Source organism: Kitasatospora sp. NBC_00240, from assembly GCF_026342405.1.
Lineage (GTDB): Bacteria > Actinomycetota > Actinomycetes > Streptomycetales > Streptomycetaceae > Kitasatospora.
Window position 1 is genome coordinate 6166635 of record NZ_JAPEMU010000001.1, and the last position, 20533, is coordinate 6187167.

Annotated in this window: 14 protein-coding genes, 2 tRNA genes and 1 pseudogene; 5 read left to right on the forward strand and 12 right to left on the reverse strand. The window is 74.1% G+C overall.

Going from position 1 to position 20533, the window contains the following annotated elements; all coding sequences use genetic code 11:
- Positions 1-124 precede the first annotated feature (124 nt).
- The 11 genes and pseudogenes from OG689_RS26325 to OG689_RS26375 form a co-directional block, all read right to left on the reverse strand.
- Positions 125-198: transfer RNA gene (locus tag OG689_RS26325), tRNA-Lys, on the reverse strand.
- Between the two features lie 128 nt (positions 199-326).
- On the reverse strand, positions 327-971 hold the full coding sequence (locus tag OG689_RS26330; protein ID WP_266323347.1) for a GPP34 family phosphoprotein: 645 nt from the start codon (positions 969-971) through the stop codon (positions 327-329).
- 114 nt (positions 972-1085) lie between these two features.
- Positions 1086-1159: transfer RNA gene (locus OG689_RS26335), tRNA-Lys, on the reverse strand.
- Positions 1160-1261: 102 nt separating this feature from the next.
- Positions 1262-1615, reverse strand: a complete 354-nt coding sequence (locus OG689_RS26340) for a hypothetical protein (protein ID WP_266323348.1) — start codon at positions 1613-1615, stop codon at positions 1262-1264.
- Positions 1612-2196, reverse strand: a complete 585-nt coding sequence (locus OG689_RS26345) for a Rieske (2Fe-2S) protein (protein WP_266323349.1) — start codon at positions 2194-2196, stop codon at positions 1612-1614. Before OG689_RS26345 ends, OG689_RS26340 begins: the two co-directional genes overlap by 4 nt.
- A gap of 182 nt (positions 2197-2378) precedes the next feature.
- Positions 2379-2945 (reverse strand): annotated as a pseudogene (locus OG689_RS26350) (4Fe-4S dicluster domain-containing protein); the annotation flags it as partial.
- 6 nt (positions 2946-2951) lie between these two features.
- The gene (locus tag OG689_RS26355; RefSeq protein WP_266323350.1) at positions 2952-5252 is read right to left on the reverse strand and encodes a molybdopterin oxidoreductase family protein; all 2301 of its coding nucleotides are present in this window, start codon (positions 5250-5252) and stop codon (positions 2952-2954) included.
- Positions 5249-6334 carry an MFS transporter gene (locus OG689_RS26360; protein ID WP_266327445.1) on the reverse strand — a complete coding sequence of 362 codons (1086 nt, stop codon included), beginning with the start codon at positions 6332-6334 and terminating at the stop codon, positions 5249-5251. Before OG689_RS26360 ends, OG689_RS26355 begins: the two co-directional genes overlap by 4 nt.
- A gap of 167 nt (positions 6335-6501) precedes the next feature.
- On the reverse strand, positions 6502-8541 hold the full coding sequence (locus OG689_RS26365) for an ABC transporter ATP-binding protein (RefSeq protein ID WP_323189388.1): 2040 nt from the start codon (positions 8539-8541) through the stop codon (positions 6502-6504).
- Positions 8542-8564: 23 nt separating this feature from the next.
- Positions 8565-9554 carry an ABC transporter permease gene (locus tag OG689_RS26370; RefSeq protein WP_266323352.1) on the reverse strand — a complete coding sequence of 330 codons (990 nt, stop codon included), beginning with the start codon at positions 9552-9554 and terminating at the stop codon, positions 8565-8567.
- Positions 9554-10537, reverse strand: a complete 984-nt coding sequence (locus OG689_RS26375; RefSeq protein ID WP_266323353.1) for an ABC transporter permease — start codon at positions 10535-10537, stop codon at positions 9554-9556. The genes OG689_RS26370 and OG689_RS26375 overlap by 1 nt, the downstream gene beginning before the upstream one ends.
- A gap of 374 nt (positions 10538-10911) precedes the next feature.
- Here OG689_RS26375 and OG689_RS26380 point away from each other — a divergent pair, with 374 nt between their 5' ends.
- The 4 genes from OG689_RS26380 (at position 10912) to OG689_RS26395 (ending at position 17336) form a co-directional block, all read left to right on the forward strand.
- On the forward strand, positions 10912-12615 hold the full coding sequence (locus OG689_RS26380) for an ABC transporter family substrate-binding protein (protein WP_266323354.1): 1704 nt from the start codon (positions 10912-10914) through the stop codon (positions 12613-12615).
- A gap of 486 nt (positions 12616-13101) precedes the next feature.
- Positions 13102-14289 carry a low temperature requirement protein A gene (locus tag OG689_RS26385; RefSeq protein ID WP_266323355.1) on the forward strand — a complete coding sequence of 396 codons (1188 nt, stop codon included), beginning with the start codon at positions 13102-13104 and terminating at the stop codon, positions 14287-14289.
- A gap of 119 nt (positions 14290-14408) precedes the next feature.
- Positions 14409-15068, forward strand: coding sequence for a pentapeptide repeat-containing protein (locus tag OG689_RS26390; RefSeq protein ID WP_266323356.1), 660 nt, complete (start codon positions 14409-14411; stop codon positions 15066-15068).
- 210 nt (positions 15069-15278) lie between these two features.
- Positions 15279-17336 (forward strand): phosphocholine-specific phospholipase C, encoded by a 2058-nt coding sequence (locus tag OG689_RS26395; RefSeq protein WP_266323357.1) that lies wholly within the window; start codon positions 15279-15281, stop codon positions 17334-17336.
- 66 nt (positions 17337-17402) lie between these two features.
- Here OG689_RS26395 and OG689_RS26400 read toward each other — a convergent pair whose 3' ends face one another.
- The gene (locus tag OG689_RS26400) at positions 17403-18245 is read right to left on the reverse strand and encodes a DUF1206 domain-containing protein (protein WP_266323358.1); all 843 of its coding nucleotides are present in this window, start codon (positions 18243-18245) and stop codon (positions 17403-17405) included.
- A 223-nt stretch (positions 18246-18468) separates the two neighbouring features.
- On the opposite strand from OG689_RS26400, the gene OG689_RS26405 reads away from it, so the two are divergent.
- A complete protein-coding gene (locus OG689_RS26405) occupies positions 18469-20502 on the forward strand; it encodes a hypothetical protein (protein WP_266323359.1) in 2034 nt (677 codons plus the stop codon).
- Positions 20503-20533: the final 31 nt, after the last annotated feature.

Here is a 20533-nt window from a genome sequence, read left to right on the forward strand (position 1 = left end):
CATAAAAGGTTAGGGACCTTTGTCCCATATTGGCCCGATGTGGTGCCTCTCACGTCCCTGCCCGGTGTCGCCGCGGCAACGCGAAGAGGCCCTTCGCTCTCGCGAAGGGCCTCTCGGCTGTCTGTGCGCCGCCAGGGACTCGAACCCCGGACCCGCTGATTAAGAGTCAGCTGCTCTAACCAACTGAGCTAGCGGCGCCTGCTGACCTGGAGAACAATACACGCTCCGCCGGGCCGCGGCGAAACGCCCGGCGGCACCCCGGAGGGCGCGGCCGGTTCTGTCCTGGTCCGGACGCAATCGTCCCTCCTTCGCCGGGGGCGCAGGGGTCAGCCCGAGGAGGCGGCGGCCGCGTCCGAGCTGATCACCCGCTGCACGGCCCCGGCGATCGGCAGCTCCCGGACCAGCGCCTTCAGTGCCCGCCGGACGTCCGCCCCGGCCGGCCCGGGGAAGACCTGCCGGGCCGGCCCGCCCGCCGCCAGCAGCCCGGCCAGCTGCCGGTCACGCGCACCGGCGGTGGCCGGGGCGAGTGCCGCGATCCTGACCCGGGCGGCGATCTCCTGGCCCGCCCCCGGCGCCGTCACCCGGTGGCGTCGGTACGGGAAGACCCCGAGGAAGCGCCGCCGCTCGGTGCTCAGCAGGCCGCGGGCGGTGAGCGAGGCCAGCGCGGGCCCCACGGCGTCCCGGCCGATCCGCCGCACGGCCACGTCGAGCGTGGGCGGGCGCCGCCGCTTGCCGGCCTCGCCCAGCCGGGCCAGCACCCCGGCCGCCACCGGGTCCTGACCGGCGAACGGCTGGTACTGCGTGATGTGCCTGCCCTCCACCGCGATCGCGCCGCCGACCAGCATCTCGGCGAGCACCCCGCCGGCGAGCATCCGGTGGAATCCGCCGCTCATCCGGACCGTTCCGCCGGCCGGCCCGGCGCACAGCAGCACCAGGTCCTCGGGGATCGTTCGGGCGTACGGCTGGGTCACGGGCGTCTCCTGTCCGGTGCCGGGCACGGTCCTGCCGCCCGCCCATGCCCGGTGCGCCTGACGGGGAAACGCCGAGAGGCCCTTCGCTCTCGCGAAGGGCCTCTCGGCTGTCTGTGCGCCGCCAGGGACTCGAACCCCGGACCCGCTGATTAAGAGTCAGCTGCTCTAACCAACTGAGCTAGCGGCGCCTGCTGACCCGGAAAACATTACACGCCGGTGAGCGGATCCGCCGAATCGCCACCGGCCGGTCACGCCGGGTAGCCGGACATCGGGCAACCCCTCGGCCCCGGTCAGCGGTCGCGCGGGCCGATCCACCAGGCGAGCAGGACCACCAGGAAGGAGGCCGCCGAGAACCCGGTGCACCACCAGGCGGTGGCGGTGCGGCCCGCCATCCAGGCGTTGGTCGCCACCGTCAGGGCCCACAGCTGGCCGATCACGACGGTGCACGCGACGGCCAGCCGGGCGGTGAGCATGGCGGAGCGTTCGGGCTCCTGCTCGGTGCCGGCGCCCGGGCCCGGCCCGGTGCGGCGCACCCGGGGGTCGGCGTAGCCGCTGGTGGCGCGGATCTGCGGGTAGCGCTCGGGCACCGGCCGGTTCAGCCGAGGCTCGGAACTGCCCGGGGTGTACTCGGGCGGGTAGCTCACGGCTGCCCCCCGCAGCCGGCCCGTTCGGCCAGGGCCGGGTTGCGTCCACGCAGGCCGCGGCAGAGCCCGGCCTCCTCGCTCTCGCCGGACCGCGCGGTGCCGATCGCCCAGATCGCGCCCTGTTCGTCCTCCACCATCAGCACCTTGGGCAGCGGGCGGGGCGGCGGTCCGGAGGTGACCTCGCCGGTCCGGACGTCGAACACGCCTTCGTGGCAGGGGCAGTAGAGCCCCTCCCGCTCGGGGTGGTCCTCCCGCCGGAGCACGCCGCAGGCCAGATGGGTGCAGACGGTGGACCAGCCGACCAGGGTGCCGTCGGTCAGCCGGACCGCCATCGCGCGGTCGTCCTCGCCGGGGTAGTCGAAGGTGACGGCCGCGCCCGGGGGCAGCCGGTCGGCGACCTTCAGCGGGGCGGCGGCGCCGTCGCCGTGCCGGTGCAGGACGCCGGCCGAGACCAGGGTCGAGCCGACGGCGAGGCCGCCGGAGACGGTGGCGACGATCCGCAGGTAGTCCCGGCGGGTGGTGAGGGAGTCGGCACTGATCCGGTCGACCAGGGCCCGCTCCTCGGGGGTCGGCCTGCTCATGCCGGTGCTCCGTTCCCGGGCGTGGGGCGCCCGTTGACCTCGATCACCCTGAGCAGGCCGCCGCCCGTCCGACCGCCGTCCGCCTGCCTTCGGTCCGCCGGTCCGACCGCCGTCCGCCCGTCCGAGCGGGAGCCGTCGTCCACCGTGCCGGCCAGCATGTCCGCGACCAGCAGTCCGCCCGCCGGCAGCCCGCCCGGCAGCGCCGCGGCCCGCTGCTCGGCGGGCACCACCATGGCGACGCCGGTGCTCACCGTGACGTCCCCGAAGGCGAACATGGTGGAGACGTCGACCCCGGGCCGCTCGGCCTGCAGCTCCTCCAGGGAGCCGTAGAACAGCGCGCCGGTCGGGCAGACCGTGGCGCACATCGGCGCCAGCCCGTACGAGGTGCGGTCGTAGCAGAGGTTGCACTTCATCTGCAGTTTGGATTCCAGGTCGATCTTGGGGACGCCGAACGGGCAGGCGTTGACGCAGTTGGCGCAGCCGATGCAGCGGGTCGGGTCGGCCTCCTGCACGACGCCGTCGGCGGTGATCAGGATCGCGTCGGCCGGGCAGACCTCGGCGCAGGGCGCGACCGGGTCCTCGCAGTGCATGCAGACGGTCGGCAGCGAGGCGACCGAGCGGCCCTCGTCCGGGTAGTCCAGGTGGATCATCGACTTCCCGCGGTGCGAGTCGCACTCCCGGCAGGCCGAGACGCAGGCCTGGCAGCCGATGCAGCGGCCCGGGTCGATGAAGATGGTGCGCCCCAGCATGCCGGGTCAGCCCCGCTCGGCGGTGCCGCGGCCCTGCGGGGCGGTCGGCGGCAGCGGGTCGGTGCGGGCGAGCTGAGCCTCGGGGTAGGCCTCGCGGCCCGGGGGCATCGGCGGTGCGGGGACGGGGTCGAGCCGCTCCGCCCGCTCGATCCGTACCGCGCAGACCTTGTACTCGGGGATCTTGGAGCGCGGGTCCAGGGCGTCGTTGGTCAGCGCGTTCGCCGCCACCGGGTGGGGCCAGTGGTAGGGCACGAAGACGTGGTCGGCCCGGATCGCCTCGGTGACCAGGGCCGGCAGCACGGACGCGCCGCGCCGGGTCACCACCCGGACCGCCTCGCCGTTGCGGAACCCGTGCGAGGGGTGGATCTCCACCCAGGGCCGCGGGGTCTGCTCGACCAGCGCGCCGAGCCGCCGGGTCTGGTTGCCGGACAGGAAGTGCGCGACGGTCCGGCCGGTGGTCAGCGTCATCGGGTACTCGTCGTCGTACGGGTCGGCCGGCGGGTGCCACTCGACCACCTGCAGGTGCACCTTGCCGTCCGGGTGGTACGTCCGCCCGTCCTCGAACAGCCGGGGGGTGCCGGGGTGCGAGGTGTCCGGGCAGGGCCAGGCGATGCCGCCGGTCTGCTCCAGCCGCTCGTAGGTGATGCCGTAGTAGTCGATCACGGTGCCGGCCGAGGCCCGGCGCAGCTCGTCGAAGACCTCCCGGGAGCCGGGGAAGGCGAACTTGTCGCCGACGCCCAGCCGGCGGGCCAGCTCGCACATCACCCAGGTGTCGGTGCGCACCCCGCCCGGCGGCTCCTGGGCCTTGTTGTGCTTGACCACCCGGGCCTCGGCGTTGGCCATCACGCCCTCGTCCTCGGCCCAGGTGGTCACCGGGAAGACCACATGGGCGTTGGCGGAGGTCTCGGAGAGGAAGAAGTCGAACTGGGCGTGGAACTCCAGCTTGTCGTACCCGTCCTTCACCACCGCGTAGTTGGGCAGCGAGACGAAGGGGTTGTTGCAGATGCCGATGAGTCCGCGGATCTCGCGGCGCTGCATCTGCCGGACCATCTCCATCATCGAGGTGCCGGCCTGCGGGAGGTCGGCCTCCTCGATGCCCCAGATCCCGGCGATCTGCCGGCGGTGCTCCGGGTCGTTGATGGAGCGGCCGCCGGGCAGCAGGTCGGACTTCTGGCCGTGCTCGCGGCCGCCCTGCCCGTTGCCCTGTCCGGTGATGGTGCCGTAGCCGGCCCCGGGCCGGCCCAGGTTCCCGGTGGCCGTGCAGAGGTTGATGACGGACAGGCAGTTCTCCACGCCCTGGGTGTGGTGCTCGATGCCGCGCGCGTGCCAGGCCATCGCCCGCCCGGCCGTCCCGAACAGCCGCGCGACCTGGACGATCTGCTCGGCCGGGACACCGCAGATCGCCGCGGCCCGCTCGGGCGGGTACTCGGCGACCTTGGCCTTCAGCTCCGGCCAGCCGGTGGCGTGGGCGGCCAGGAACGCCTCGTCGGTCAGCCCGTCCTGGACGACCACGTGCAGCACCGCGTTGAAGAACGCCGAGTCGGTGCCGGACTTCAGGGCGACATGGACGTCGGCGGTGCGGGCGACCGCCGTCTCGCGCGGGTCCACCACGATGAGCTTGGCGCCGCGGTCCCGGGCGCCCCAGACGTACTGGGTCATCACCGGGAAGCACTCGCCGACGTTGGAGCCGGCGATCAGCAGGCAGTCGGTCCGCAGGATGTCCGAGAAGGGGTTGGCCGCGCGGTCGATGCCGAAGGCCAGTTTGTTGGCCCCGGCGGCGCTCACCATGCACAGTCGCCCGTTGTAGTCCACGTGCCGGGTCTTCAGCGCCACCCGGGCGAACTTGCCCACCAGGTACGTCTTCTCGGAGAACAGGCTGGCGCCGCCGAGCAGGCCGAAGGCGTCCACCCCGTGCTCGCGCTGGATCCGCCGGATCTCCTCGACGGTGTACGTCAGCGCCTCCTCCCAGCCGACCTCCCGGAACGGCTCCTCGCGGGAGCGGCGCAGCAGCGGCGCGGTCAGCCGGTCCGGGTGGTTGACCTGCTGGTACGCGTTGATGCCCTTGGGGCAGAGCCGCATCCGGTTGATGTCGTGGTTGCGGGGCTCCACGCCGAAGACCTTCCCCGCGGCGTTCACCCGCAGGTACATCCCGCACTGGACGCCGCAGAAGCAGCAGTGGGTGGGGACGAGGGTCTGCTCGGCCTGGTCCGCCCGCCAGCCGGAGGCGGGCAGGCCGCCCGCGTCGCGGAAGTCGCGGGTGCCGGGCGGGGCGACGGCCGGGTCGAGCGGGACGGGCCGGTCGGTCATTTGAATCCCCGCTTCACCTGGGAGAGATACGCGGTGCCGCGCAGCACCCGCTTGCAGCGCGGGCAGTACTCGGCCCAGCCGTCGAAGCCGAGCCGCAGGTCCCGCATGGTGGCGCGCAGGTTCTCCACGTACGGGGCGGTGTCGACCGGCTCGCCGCAGCGGCGGCAGGCGAGCAGCTGCCCGCCGGCCTGCCGGCGGGCGGTGTACTTGAACAGCTGCATCCCGACGGCGGCCGGGCGCTGCACGATGTGGAAGAACTTGCCGAACGGCAGGTACACCAGGGTCAGCACCACCGAGGCCATGTGCAGGATCGACAGGAACTCGTAGCCGCCGCCGTCCAGGGCCAGTTCGGAAAAGGTCAGCAGCAGTCCGGTGACCGAGACGGTGAGCAGCGCGATCAGCGGTACGAAGTCGTAGCCGAAGCGCTGGCCGGTGATCGCCCCGCGGTCGCGGAAGCGCCGGTGGAGGAAGTATCCGGCGCCGGCGATCACCAGGACGGCGGCGAGGTCCAGGCCGTGGTACATCGCCCAGCCGAAGAGGCCCGAGGAGTCGAAGCCCAGCACCTTGAAGCCCCAGAGCCGCATCTCGTAGCCGGGCCCGGCGGCGCTGGAGGCGGTGAAGGTGAACCAGCCCCAGGTGAGCGGGAAGGTGATCGCGGCGGCCAGCAGGCAGCCCCAGAACATCAGCTGGTGGGCCAGCCAGCGGGCGTGCGAGCGGGCGCCGAGGAACTTCTGGAAGCCCAGGTAGGTGGCGATCATGCGGGGCAGCGCGGTCGGCGCCTCGCGCAGGTTCCGCCAGGAGAGGGCGGCCTGCCAGCCCTTGCGGAAGAGGCGGCGGGAGGCCGGCGCGGACACACAGACGGTGTACCGGTAGGCGACGCCGAAGGCGAGGAAGAGCGTCGCCACCGTGTAGGGGACGAGCGCGGAGTCGAAGTCCCGCAGGCCCCGGCTGCCCAGCACGATGGCGACCAGGAGGAGCGCGGTCACCCCGCCGGCCACCAGCGAGGCCCGGACGGTCACCGGCCGGCCGGGCTGCGGGTCGGGCGGATGCTCGTGCGCCGGGGCGTCCGCCGGTTCGGTCACTGTCACCGGGGCTCCTCCGTGCAGGCGTGGGTGCGACTGCTTCGGAAGCTACTGACGGTCCGTCGGTCCCGCCCGCCGGGCGGGGCAGCCGGGTGACCGGTCCGGGGGCGGCCGACGTACGGGGTCGGGCCGGTGGGCAGGGCGGCAGGCTGGACGGCCGGGAAGCGTCAGCGGGCGTCCGGGTGGTGGCAGGCGGCCGCGTGGTCCACGCCCGGCGCGGCCTCGGCCAGGGCCGGCGACCGCTGCTCGCAGGCGGTGCGGCGGCCGTCGGCCAGCGTCGCGTACACCGGGCAGCGGGTGCGGAACCGGCAGCCGGTGTGCCGCTCGGTGGGCGAGGGCGGGTCGCCTGCCAGCAGGACGCGTTCGCGGGCGCGCTCGGCGGCCGGGTCCGGCAGCGGGACGGCGGAGAGCAGGGCGCGGGTGTAGGGGTGGCGCGGGCGGTCGAAGACGGCGGAGACCTCGCCCTGTTCGACCGTCCGCCCGAGGTACATCACGCTGACCCGGTCGGCGAGGTGGCGCACCACCGACAGGTCGTGCGAGACGAACAGGTACGCGGGCCCCTGGTCGGCCTTCAGCCGCTGCAGCAGGTTGAGCACACCCGCCTGGACGGAGACGTCCAGCGCGGACACCGGCTCGTCCAGGACGAGCAGCCGGGGCCGGACGGCGAGGGCCCGGGCGATCGAGACGCGCTGGAGCTGCCCGCCGGAGAACTGGTGCGGGTAGCGGGCGGCGTGCGCCGGTTCGAGCCCGACCTGGCGCAGCAGCTCCGGCACCCGCCGGGCGACCAGCTCGCGGGGCGCCCGCTGCGCGCGCAGCGGTTCGGCGACGAGGTCGCCGACCGGCAGCCGGGGGTCGAGGGCGGCCGTCGGGTCCTGGAAGACGATCTGCAACTCGGCGCGGAGCCGGTGCGCGGCGGCCCGGCTGAGCCCGGCGGTGTCCTGGCCGAGGAGCTCGATCCGGCCGGACTCGGGTTTCGCCAGGTTCAGCAGTTCGAACAGGGTGGTCGACTTGCCCGAGCCGGACTCGCCGACCAGGCCGAGGGTCTCGCCCGCCCGGATGTCCAGGTCCACGCCGTCGACGGCGTACACCTCGCCGGTCCGGCGCCGGAACACGCTGCCCTTGAGCACCGGGAAGGTCTTGGTGAGTCCGGTGACCCGCAGCACCGGGGCGCGCTCCGCCCGGGGCGGGGCGGGCGGCGCGGCGGGCACCGGCGGCATCGGGTAGATCTCGGTCGGGGCGGGCCGGCGGGCGGCGAGCTCGTCCGCCCGGACGCAGGCGGCGAGGTGGCCGTCGGCGCCGGCCAGCGGTGGCTCGGCGGTGCGGCAGTGGTCCTGCGCCAGCGGGCAGCGCTCGGCGAACGGGCAGCCGACCGGCAGCGCGGCCATCGGGGCCGGGGCGCCGGGTATCGGCACCAGCGGCCCGCCCCGGGCGTCCACCCGGGGGACGGCGCCGATCAGCCCGAGCGTGTACGGATGCCGGGGCCGGGCGAAGAGCTCGTCCACGCCGGCGCTCTCCACCACCCGTCCCGCGTACATCACGGCGACCCGGTCGGCCATGCCCGCGATCACCCCGAGGTCGTGGCTGACCAGCACCAGCGCGGCGCCGGTCTCCCGCCGGGCGGTGCGCAGCACCTCCAGCACCTGGGCCTGGATGGTGACGTCGAGGGCGGTGGTGGGTTCGTCGGCGAGCAGCAGGTCCGGGTCGTTGGCGACGGCCATCGCGATCATCGCGCGCTGGCGCATGCCGCCGGAGAACTCGTGCGGGAAGCTGTCCAGGGCCCGGCCCGGGTCGGGGATGCCGACCAGGTCGAGGAGTTCGGCGGCGCGCCGGCGGGCGGCGCCGCGGTCGATCCGGCGGTGGATCCGCAGCGCCTCGACGATCTGGTCGCCGATCCGGTGGACGGGGGTGAAGGCGGAGAGCGGGTCCTGGAAGACCATCGCCATCCGGCGGCCGCGGATCGGGGCCAGGGCGTCCCGGGGGAGGCCGACCAGCTCCTGGCCGTCCAGGCGCACCGAGCCGCGCACGTCCGCGGTGCCCGGCAGCAGCCCGAGCACCGCCAGTGCGGTGACCGACTTGCCCGAGCCGGACTCGCCGACGATGCCGAGGGTCTCGCCGCGCCGCACGGTGAGGTCGACCCCGCGGAGAGCGGGTACCGGGGCCCGGCCGCGCGGGCCGGCGAAGTCGACCCGCAGGTCGCGGACGGTCAGGAGGTCGGTGCCGACGGCGGTGCTCAACTGCTGCTCCGGTTGCTGCGGGGGGTCGTGGGGCGGCGCCGGGCCCACCGGCCGGCCCGGCGGGCGGGGCGGCCGGCCTCGGAGGTGGGGTCCAGCGCGTCGCGCAGCCCGTCCCCGATCAGGTTGACGGCCAGGACGAACAGCACCAGCAGCCCGGCCGCGAAGTAGAACAGCCAGGGGAACACCGGGGCCTCGGACGTCCCGGCGGCGAGCAGGGTGCCGAGCGAGACGTCCGGGGCGCGGACGCCGAAGCCGAAGTAGGACAGGGCCGTCTCGCTCATCACCGCGCCGCCGACGGCGATCGTGGCGTCGGTGATCAGGAAGGAGGCGGTGTTCGGCAGGATGTGCCGCAGGATGATCCGCAGCGGCCGCACCCCCATGAACCGCGCGGCGCGGACGAATTCGCGGGACTTCAGCGAGATGGTCATCGAGCGGACCACCCGCGCCGTGATCATCCAGTTGAACAGGGCGAGCAGCGCGACGAAGGCGATCCAGCCGGAGCCCTTCAGCCGGGGCGAGACGATGGTGATCACCAGGAAGCTCGGCAGTACCAGCATCAGGTCGACCAGGAACATCAGCAGCCGGTCCGTCCAGCCGCCGAAGTACCCGGCGCAGGCGCCGACCAGGGAGGCCAGCGCGGTCGAGAGGAGCGCCACCAGCAGGCCGATCACCAGGGACTTCTGCAGGCCCCGCAAAGTCTGCGCGAAGACGTCCTGGCCGATCCCGTTGGTGCCGAACCAGTGCTCGGCGGAGGGAGGTTGCCGCAGCGCGGTGTAGTCCGGCGCGGCGTAGTCCCACGGGGTCAGGTACGGCCCGCCGAAGGCGAGCGCGAACAGCAGCAGGACGGTCACCGCGCCGGCCACCGCCCAGCGGGCGCCCAGCAGCCGGGCGAGCACCAGCCGGCCGCGGCCGGCCGGGCCCGGCGGGTGCTGCGGCGCGGCGGGTGCCGGGGTCAGGGCGGGCAGGCTCTCCGGGACGTATCTCATCAGCGGCGCACCCTCGGGTCCAGGGCGGCGTGCAGGGTGTCGGCGAGGAAGCCGGAGGCGAGCACCACCACCGCCGCGAAGAGGTTGACGGCGACCACCGCGTTGACGTCCTGTTCGTTGATGGACTGGATGAACCATTCGCCCATGCCGTGCCAGCCGAAGATCGTCTCGGTGAAGGCGGCGCCGGTGAAGATGCCGAGGAAGCTGTAGGCGAACATCGTCGACATCGGGATCACGGCGGTTCGCAGGCCGTGCTTGAGCAGCGCGCGGTTGCGGGTCAGGCCCTTGGCCTCGGCGGTGCGCAGGTAGTCGGAGCCCAGCACGTCGAGCATGGTGCCGCGCTGGTAGCGGCTGTACGTGGCGAGGCCGCCGAGGGCGAGCGAGAGGGTCGGCAGCAGCAGGTGCAGGCCCCAGTCGGCGAGGTGGGCGCCGAGCCCGCCGGCGAGGCCCGGCGTCTCGTACCCGGTGAACGGCACCACCTCGTGGCCGGCGACGTCCTTGGCGGCGATGGCGCCGTTCTTCAGGAGCAGCGCCAGCAGGAAGACCGGGGTGGAGAGCAGCACGAAGGAGACCACGGTCAGCGCGCGGTCGGTGATCCGGTACTGCTTGACGGCGCTCCAGGCGCCGCCGGCCACCCCGAGCAGCATGCCCAGCAGGCTGCCGATCAGCAGCAGCCGCAGCGAGACCCCGATCCGGCGGCGGAAGTCGTCGTTCACCGGGGTGTCGTGGATGGTGCGGCCGAGGTCGCCGTGCTGCAGGACACCGCCGGCCCAACGGCCGAACCGCTCCACCACGGGGGTGCGGTCGTTGAGGTTGAGCGCGGTGAGCTGGCGGTCGATCGAGGCGGCGGCCGGCCGGGGCACCTTCGCCTCGAAGTAGGTGCGGGGCTGCAGGGCCCCGGAGGAGAGCGCGTAGGAGAGGAAGACGGCGGCGACCAGCAGCACCGCGTAGTAGGCCAGGCGCTGTGCCAGGTAGCGGAGCATCAGCCACCGCCGGGGGCGGTGGCATCGTTCGTGCACCTGGTGGACATGGTGATTTGCCTTCGCTCAAGGGGTGGTTGCAGCAGGTTCACGCATCGGCTCCCGGCCTCGGCCGGTGGGCCGCGCCGGGGGTGCGAGGCGCGCCGATTCGCCCGGGTCGGGGAAGCGGCAGGTCAGAGTGTTGCACCGCGCCACAGCCGGGGTGTTGCGGCAGTGTTGCGGCCCGTTTCATTCCGATCAGGTCTGAACTTCCCCCTCTGGTAGCGGACCTGATCGGCTGTTACGTTCGGCTGGTCGGCACCGACTTGGCTGCCCACGCTCAAGTGCCGCCACACCTGGTGGTGCCGAACTCGTCGAAACTCCCGGGGAGACCCCTCATGGACGCAACCGCCACCGCCCGCCGGATCACCAGGGCGGCCGCCCTCGCCGCCGCCCTGGCGCTGGCCGCCACCGGGTGCGGCTCGGGGGGCGGCGGTTCGGCCGACGGCGCGGCCAGGAGCGAGCCGCCGAGCCAGGGCACCAACGACATCAACCCCAAGTCGCCGGACCAGGTCAAGGACGGCGGCGAGGTCCGCTACGCGCTCTACCAGTGGATCACCCAGTGGAACCCGTACCAGGTGGACGGCAACTACGGGGACGCCGTCGAGATCATGCGGGCCCTGGAGCCCAGCCTGTTCCGGGTGGACGCGAGCGGCACCTTCCAGCCGGTGGCCGACTACCTGGTCGAGGCCAAGGTGACCGCCACCTCCCCGCAGGTGGTCACCTACAAGCTCAACCCGAAGGCCAAATGGTCCGACGGCAAGCCGCTGAGCCAGCTGGACTTCAAGGCCGTCTGGCAGGCCAGCAGCGGCAAGGACCCGGCGTACAACATCGCCAACCCGGCGGGCTACGAGCTGATCTCCGGGGTCGAGCAGGGCGCGGACCCGAGCGAGGTCAAGGTCACCTTCGCCGAGCCGTACGCGGACTGGCAGAACCTGTTCCGGCCGCTGCTCCCGGCGGCCGGCATCGCCACCCCCGACGACTTCAACAAGGGCTGGGTCGAGAAGATCCCGATCACCGCCGGCCCGTTCCGGATCGGCGTCGCGGACAAGACCGCGCAGACCCTGCAACTCGTCCCGGACCCCGGCTGGTGGGGCGAGAAGCCCAAGCTGGACAAGGTCACCTACCGGGTGATGACCCAGGCGGCCACCACCCAGGCCTTCCTCAACAACGAGATCGACCTCGCGGCGGCGGGCACCGCGACGGCCTACGGGCAGCTGAAGGACGCCAAGGACGCGGTCGTCCGCTCCGCCAGCCCCTGGGACGAGGTGCACATCTCCTTCGGAGGCGGCGGCGCGCTGGCGGACCTGAAGGTGCGCCAGGGCCTCGGCCGGGCGCTGGACCGGCAGTCACTGATCAAGATCGCCAACAACGGCGTACCGGTGGACTTCAAGCTGCTCGGCAACCACATCTTCATGCCCAACCAGGCCGGCTACCAGGACAACTCCGGTGACTGGGGCCGGTTCGACCTCGCGGCGGCGAAGAAGCTGCTCGACGAGGCGGGCTGGAAGGAGGCCGGCCCGGGCCGGCCGCGCACCAAGGACGGCCAGGCACTGGAACTCCACTGGATCCTCAACGACGGCACCACCCAGGCCCAGGTCGACCTGGCCACCGCCGCCCAGAACATGTGGCTGGCGGCCGGTGTCAAGGTCGACGTCGACAAGGTGCCGAGCAACGACTTCTTCGGCAAGTACGTCAACCAGGGCAAGTTCGACATCGCGAGCTGGCGCAACACCGACTCGTTCCCGCTCTCCACCAGCCTGTCCAACTTCCGGCTGCCGCAGGGCGACAACGTGTTCGGCAACTTCTCCAAGCTGGGATCGCCGGAGATCGACGCGCTGCTGAAGAAGGCCGCCGGCACGGTCGACCCGGCCGAGGCCGCCAAGCTCTACAACGCGGCCGACGCCAGGATCTGGGAGCTCGGGCACACCGTCGAGCTCTACCAGCGGCCCTCCGTGCTGGCCGTCCGCAAGGGCCTCGCCAACGACGGCGCCTTCGGCCTGGCGAGCGGGGACCTCGCCCGGATCGGCTGGGAGAAGTAGCGCCGGCCCCGCCCCGGAACGCCCGGCCGCCCGCAACGGCGTGCGGCCCGGCCGACGGCGGGCGCTGACGAGCAGCGCGGTGATCACGGGGCCGGTGGCGGAGGCGCGGGTGGTACGGCATCGCCGCCCCCGCGTCCCACCACCGGCCTTGACCTTCCGCGTTGCCCGCAGGGCGCCCGGGTCGTCCTTCCAGGTGATTCCGATCGGGGACGAATCTAGCCGTGAGCCGGAGAGGGACAGGACATGCCGCACGGGGCGCGCCCGGAACCGGCCGAGCTGTCACCCGGATCGCGCACCGCACCGTCAACTATGGCTGACGGCAGGGCAAAACGGGTGAAACCGGCCCGCCCGGCGTGCCGCGCACATACGGACGGGGGTACGCCCGGGCCGCGGCCCCACCACCCGGACCGGCGGCCGCGCGGGTGGGTGCGCGCGGGCCGGCCCGTGTCAGGATCACCGGGACAGCACCCTCCCGGAGGCCCAGCCATGACCAGCGGACCCGCCGCACCCCGCCCGCACCACCCGTACCCCCGGCCGGTCCAACGGATGGTCCCGCGCAGCCGGGACGAGCCGCACCGATCCGCGACCCCGCTGGAACTCTTCTTCGACCTCTGCTTCGTGGTCGCCGTCGCGCAGGCCGGGCGGGAACTCGCCCACGACCTCGCGGAGGGGCACCTGCACGTGGCACTGGTCGGCTACCTGTTCGCCTTCTTCGCGATCTGGTGGGCCTGGATGAACTTCACCTGGTTCGCCTCCGCCTACGACTGCGACGACGTCCCGTACCGGATCACCACGCTCGTCCAGATCACCGGCGTGCTGATCCTCGCGGCCGGCGTGCCCCGGATGTTCGCCGACCAGGACCTCACCCTGGCCGTCACCGGGTACGTGGTGATGCGGCTCGCCATGGTCACCCAGTGGCTGCGGGCCGCCGCCGGCGAGGAGGGCGCCGCCCGGACGGTCGCCCTGCGGTACGCGGTCGGGATCGCCCTCGTCCAGGTCGGCTGGGTACTGGTGCTCCTGGTGCCGGAGGACGTCCGCCCGTACGTCGTCCCGCTGGGCATCCTCGCCGAGCTCGCCGTCCCGGTGATCGCCGAGCTGACCACCCGGACCAGCTGGCACCCGCACCACATCGCCGAACGGTACGGGCTGTTCACCCTGATCGTGCTCGGCGAGACGGTGGCGGCCGCGACCGTCGCCATGCAGTCCGCCGTGGACGAGCACGAGGCCCTGGGGGAGCTGATCCCGATCGCGATCGGCGGCATCCTGCTCTGCTTCGCCGCCTGGTGGATCTACTTCGCCCGCCCGGTCGAGGACATCCTGGCCTCCAACCGGCAGGCCTTCCTCTGGGGCTACGGCCACTACCTGGTGTTCGGGTCCGCCGCCGCGATCGGCGCCGGACTGGAGGTGGCGGTCGAACAGGCCGTCGGCAAGGCCCACATCTCCGCCGCCGCCGCGACCGCCGCCGTCACCGTCCCCGGCGCCGTCTACCTGTTCACCGTCTGGCTGCTGCACGCCCGCCACGGCAAGTCCGGCGCGGCCCGGGCCGTGCTGCCGGTCGCCGCGGTCGCGGTGCTGGGCTGCACCTTGCTCGGGGGGTCGGGCGTCCTCGCGGCCGGCCTGGTCGCGGCGGCGACGGTGGCGGTGGGGGTGGCCCTGCACGCCCGGGAGGACTGAGGGCCGCCTGCGGGCCGCTCCGGCGGGACCGGTGCCGTTCGGGTCGCTCCGGCGGGACTGTCGGTGCCCCGTGCGACGATGCCGGGGCCAGCACCAGCCACCGACCGTGAGGCCGCGCCATGCCCTCGTCCGTGCCCGACCAGTTCGACGACCTGCCGTACGGCCACCTGCTCCGGCCGCACGACGGGCCGCTGCGGCGCGACGAGCGGTACGACACGGTGCACTTCGACGGCGGGGAGTACACCGACCAGGCCGCGTCCGGTGCGAGCTTCCTGGAGTGCGCGTTCACCGCGGTCGCGATGAGCGGCGTGAAGCTGCGCCAGGCGCGGTTCAACGAGGTGTGGGTGCAGGGCAGCCGATGGGTGGCCTGCGACCTGTCGGAGAGCGAGTGGCAGGACGCCTCCGTGCTCGGCGGGGTGCTGGCCGGGGTGGCGGCGCACGGATCGGCGCTCCGCCGGGTGGTGCTGCGCCAGTGCAAGCTGGAGTCGGTCAATCTGCGGGCGGCGGTGCTGCGCGACGTGGTGTTCGAGGACTGCGTGCTGCGGGACGTCGACTTCGGTGACGCCAAGCTGACCGGGGTGACCTTCCCCGGCTCCACCCTGGAGGACGTGCGGCTGCGCGGCGCCAAGCTGAGCAAGACCGATCTGCGCGGCGCCGTCCGGCTGGGGCTGTCCGACGGGCACGAAGGGCTGCGCGGGGCGCTGATCAGCAGCACCCAGCTGTTCGAGCTGGCGCCGCAGTTCGCCCAGGCGCTGGGCATCACCGTCAAGGACCGCTGATCGGCCGGCCCGGGCGGTGTGTCCGGGCCGTCACGCGCCCCGCCCCGGCTGTTCATCTCCAGGCCGTTCACCGACAGTTGGGCGAACAGTCCGACAATCATGCGGCACGAGTCTGGTCTCCTTGGCATGCCCTGCGTGAGGATGCTCCGCGACCGACGTTGTCCACAACCTGTGTGTACAACATCGCTAGCGAAGGGACGGGCCGGGCAGATGTCCGAGCTGAGCCGTAGAAAGTTCATGGCACTGTCGGCGAGCGCGGCGGCCGGAGCGGCGGTGGCGGGCAGCGCCGCCGTCGGCGCCGCCGCTCCCGCCTCGGCGGCGGCGCTCACGAGCACCGGCACCATCACCGACGCCCAGCACATCGTGGTGCTGATGCAGGAGAACCGCAGCTTCGACCACTACTTCGGGACGCTGCGCGGCGTACGCGGCTTCGCCGACCGCAGCGCGATCCAGATCGCCGGCGGCTACAGCGTCTTCAACCAGCCCAACGGCCTCGGCCGGCAGTACCCGTGGGCCTTCAGCGCCACCAAGCCGGCCGGCGGCGCCGACCCCGAGCGCCTGGCCCAGTGCAACGGCGACCTCGCGCACTCCTGGAACGACCAGCACACCGCCTGGAACGGCGGCAAGCTCGACTCCTGGGTGCTCGCCAAGGGCAACGTCCGCACCCTCGGCCACCTGCAGCGCGCCGACATCCCGTTCCACTTCGCGCTGGCCGAGAACTGGACCATCTGCGACGCCTACTTCTGTTCCACGCTGAGCGCCACCGGCCCCAACCGAACCTTCCACTGGAGCGGCACCATCGACCCGGCGGGCACCGCCGGCGGCCCCGCCTACAACGGCGGCGACGAGTCCGGGCTGCGCTGGCAGACCTACGCCGAGGCTTTGGAGAACGCCGGGGTCAGCTGGAAGGTCTACCAGAACGCCGCCGACAACTACGGCGACAACGCCCTCGCCTACTTCAAGCAGTTCACCGACGCCCCGGCCGGCAGCGCCCTGGCCGTCAAGGGCATGGGCTCGGTCCCCAGGGTCACCGGGCGGACGCCGGACGACATCGCCGCCGCGATCCGCGCGGACGTCCTCAACGGCACCCTCCCGCAGGTCTCCTGGGTGGTCGCCGACGAGGCCTCCTCCGAGCACCCGTACGCCACGCCCAACGACGGCGCGCACTTCGTCCACATGGTGATGGACGCGCTCAACGCGGACCCGAACGTCTTCAACTCCACCATCATGTTCCTCAACTACGACGAGAACGACGGGTTCTTCGACCACGTCCCGCCGCCCTCGCCGCCGGCCGGCACCGCCGGCGAGTTCTACAGCAACACCGCGATCGGCCTCGGCTTCCGCGTCCCGATGATCGCCATCTCCCCGTGGAGCCGCGGCGGCTGGGTCAACTCGGAGACCTTCGACCACACCTCGGTGCTGCGCTTCCTGGAGCGCTGGACGGCCGCCGTCGGGAAGCCGGCCACCTGCCCGAACATCAGCGCCTGGCGCCGCAAGGTCACCGGTGACCTCACCGGCGTCTTCGACTTCGCCCACCCGGTGTACGGGATGCCCGCGCTGCCCAACACCGACGCCGTGATCGGCCTCTCCGCCTGCGGTCCGCTGCCCAACCCGGCGCCGGTCACCAACGCGCTGCCCGCCCAGGAGTCCGGCACCCGACCGGCCCGCGCGCTGCCGTACCAGCCGAACGCCAACCTGGACCACCTGGAGTTCGGCTCGGGCGGCGTGATGAAGGTCTGGCTCAAGATGTCCAACACGGGCACCGCCGCCACCAGCGCCGCGCACTTCGCCGCGTACGCCAACGCCTACCGCAGCGGCGGGCCCTGGCAGTACACCGTGGACGCCGGCGGCGAGCAGAGCGACTTCTTCAACTGCGGCCCGGGCTACGGCAACGGCCCGTACGACCTCGGCGTCACCGGCCCCAACCGCTTCCTGCGCCGCTTCAAGGGCGACGCCACCAAGGCGGGCCGGACCGCCGCGGTCACCGCCTCCTACGCGATCGAGCCGGGCAGCGGCAAGCTGGCGATCTGGTTCAAGCTCGCCAACTCCGGCACCTCGGCGGTGACCTTCACCATCACCTCGAACAACTACCGCACCGGCACCTGGACGTACCAGGTGCCGGCCGGCGGCGACGTCAGCGACTTCTTCAACGCGGTGGCGGGCCAGAACGGCTGGTACGACTTCACCGTCACGGTGAACTCGGACAGCAGCTGGTCGCAGCGCTTCTCCGGTCACCTGGAGACCGGCGCGGCGAGCGTCACCGGCTGACCGGTCTCGTAGGGCCCCAGGTCCCGGCCACCCGGCGTGGCCGGGACCCGGGGCGGTGCCGGCCGCTCAGCGCAGCCGGTACCAGCGGGCCTGGCAGAACGAGAAGCAGCCGTACAGCGCCAGCCCGCCGCCGACCGCGACCAGCAGGGCCGGGCCCGCGGCCGTGCCCGCGAAGGAGCGCAGCGTCTCGTCCAAGCCCTTCGCCCGGGCCGGGGCGAAGGCCACCGCCGCCAGCAGGACGAACACGCCCGCGCCGGCGAAGACCAGTCCGCGCACCCCGCCGCCGACCACACCGAGGGTGCGGACAGCCGTACGCACCCGGGGGCCCATCGCGCCGGTGTCCAGCTTCTTCTCGAACGTCCGCAGCGCGGCGCGCACGCCCAGCACCACGCCGGTGACGATCACCGCGAGGCCGGCCGCGCCGACCAGCCACCGCCCGCCGGGCCAGCCCAGCACCGTCGCCGTGTACTCCTTGGACGACTCGTCGCCGGAGCGTGTCCCGCCGGTGCCCACCAGCAGGGTCTGCAGCACGCCGGAGCAGAGGAAGGCGTTGAAGACGGCCCGGCCGAGGTCCGCGGCCCGCTCGGTCCAGCCGTCCTCACCGGTGCCCCGGCCGAGCACGGCGACCGACAGCCGCCACAGCGCCATCCCGGCCAGACCGGCCGCCAGCGCCCACAGCATCACCTGGCCGAACGGCTGCTCGCCGATGGCTGCCACCGCCCCGGAGCGGTCCGCCTCCTTGCCGTCGGAGCCGCCGAGGGCGATCCGCACCGCCAGTACGCCGACCAGGACGTAGATCACCCCGCGGGCCGTGAACCCGGCCCGCCCGGCGGCCCGCACGACCGGGCCGCGCCCCAGCCGCCGTCCCCGGGAGAGGAGGGAGCCGCGTCTACCGCTGTTGATGGCCATGGGCCTCGCCTGCCCCGCCCCGGTGGGGGGAAACAGTCGGGGGAACCGCCGGGGGAGCGTGCGGGCCGGGCCGCGGCGGCCGGGAGCGCGGGGCCGGGAGCGCGGGGCCGGGAGGTGGGACATCGTGACGATCCCATGATCCGTTCGTTTGGCACTGGGTCAGGCGGCGCCCGGCCGGACTTTGGGCGGGCGCCAGCGCGGCGCACAGCAGGGGAGCCTCCGTATGAACGGTCGGGAAGCCGCCACCTCCGTGGCACCGATAGCACTCGAACCGTCCGGCCCGGAGCAGCCCCCGCGGCAGGTCCGGCAGGAGCCCCGGCACCCGTCCCCGGCCGCGCCCCCACGCGCCCGGGCCCGCCGCCTGCCCGGAGCCGCCCGGCGCGCCCGGCTCAAGGAGCACGAGGCCGCCCTGGTCGGCGGCTACCGCGAACTGGCCAGACTCGCCTACCTGGTGCTGCCCGGCGGCACCGACCGGCACCACCGGATCCTGGCCGCCCACGCCGTCGTCCAGCGGGCCCTGCGCGGGGCCCCGCCGGACGATCCGTGCGCCGACACCTCCACCGGGCCGTACGAGGGCCGCGCCCAGGAGGCCGTCCGGCTGCAGGTGCTGCGCGGCGCGCTCGCCCACCCGCTGCGCCGCCGGCTGCTGCCGCTGCCCCGGCTCTGGGGGCTGCGGCTGTTCACCGCCGCCGGCAGCCCCGAGGACCTCGCCCTCGACCAGGAGCTGGCCCGGGCCACGCCGCACACCCGGGCCGGCTACGCCCTGCGGGTCCTGGAGGGGCTGCCCTCCGACCGGGTCACCGCGCTGCTCGCCCGGGCCGGCGTGCCCGACCCCGGCCGGGCACTGGCCGAGGCCGAGCGGATCCACGCGGGGCACCGGGCGGCCGGCCGGGACCTCGACCGCTCACCGGAGTTCGACCCCTGCGCCGTCCGGGCCCAGCCCACCGACCTGCTCCGGCGCCGGGCCAAGGGCCGGATGCTGGCCGCGGCGGCCGCCGCCGTGCTGGCCGCCGCGGTGGGCCTGCCGCTGCTGCCGGGCCAGGCCCGGCCGCCGCAGCGGGCCGCCTCCGCCGCCGACCCGGCCGGGCGGGCCCTCCCGGCGCCGCGCCGGGCGGCCGCCGACGCCTGGCGGCAGACCGCACGGCTGGACTTCGGCGTCTGGCCCGCCCGCGGCGACCTCACCACCGACCAGGCCCTGCTCGGCCGGGCGGCCGCCGCCTGGGCCGGCCCCACCCCGCAGGTCCGCCGGACCGCCGAGCCCGGCACCCCCGACGGCCCGCCCGGCGCCGCCCAACTGCTGTACGCCGGGCGGCTGGACGGCGCGGCCGTGGTCGTCCTGTACGGCGAGGGCCGGCTGGCCCGCTACACCGAGGGCCGGCAGCCGGAGCTGGCCCTCGCCCGGGCCGACGACGCCGACGTCACCACGGCCGCGGCGCTCGCCGTCACCCGTACCCCCGACGGCGCCCGTTACCTGCTCGCCCCCTGGGTCGACGCGGCCGAGACCCGGGACCTGCGCACCCCGGACGCGGCCGCCCGCCCGGTGCCGCATCCCGACGGCCTCACCCCGGTGCTGGCTATGACCGGCGACGGCTCCTGCACCCGGCGGCCGGTGCTGCAGCTGCGCTCCTCGCCGGTGGTGGCGGAGCAGCACGCCTTCCTGCTGGCCGACGTCGGCGGCCTGCTGCCCGCCCACCTGACCTGGACCCCGCCCCCGGACGGCACCCCGGCCGGCCCGCCGCGCGAGGCGACCGGTCCGGAGGCGCTGGCCGCCTGGGCCCGTACCTCCTGCGGGCTGCCCGGGGCCGGCCCGGCCGACGCCGGCCCGGGCACCCGGGCCCTGAACACCTGGGCCTTCGCCACCCAGCAGCTCCCGGAGGGGGAGGGCGCCGCGACCTGGGTCTGCGTCCGCCGGGACGGCTGGGACGGCGGCGGGTCGGCGGCCACCGCGATCCTGCTGCCCGACCCGCGCCGCACCGCCGCGGCGCCGCTGCGCACGGCCGGGGCGCCGGAGACCCGGGCCTGCAGCCGCTTCGACCAGAACGTGCTGGCGGCCACCTGGTGGCGCGGGAAGTCCGGCAGGTCGTACCTGCTGATGGCGGGCAGCCGGCGGCTGGTGAGCGTCTCCGCCACCGGCGCGCTCACCATGCCCGAGACCAAGGTGCCGGCCCGCGCGCTGGCCGTGCCCGGGGCCGGCCAGGGCGAGGTGCGGCTGACCGGCCTGCTGGACACCGGTGCCCGGATCGGCACCCTGCGGTGAGGCCGGGCCGGGGCGCCGGCCTGCGCCGGCT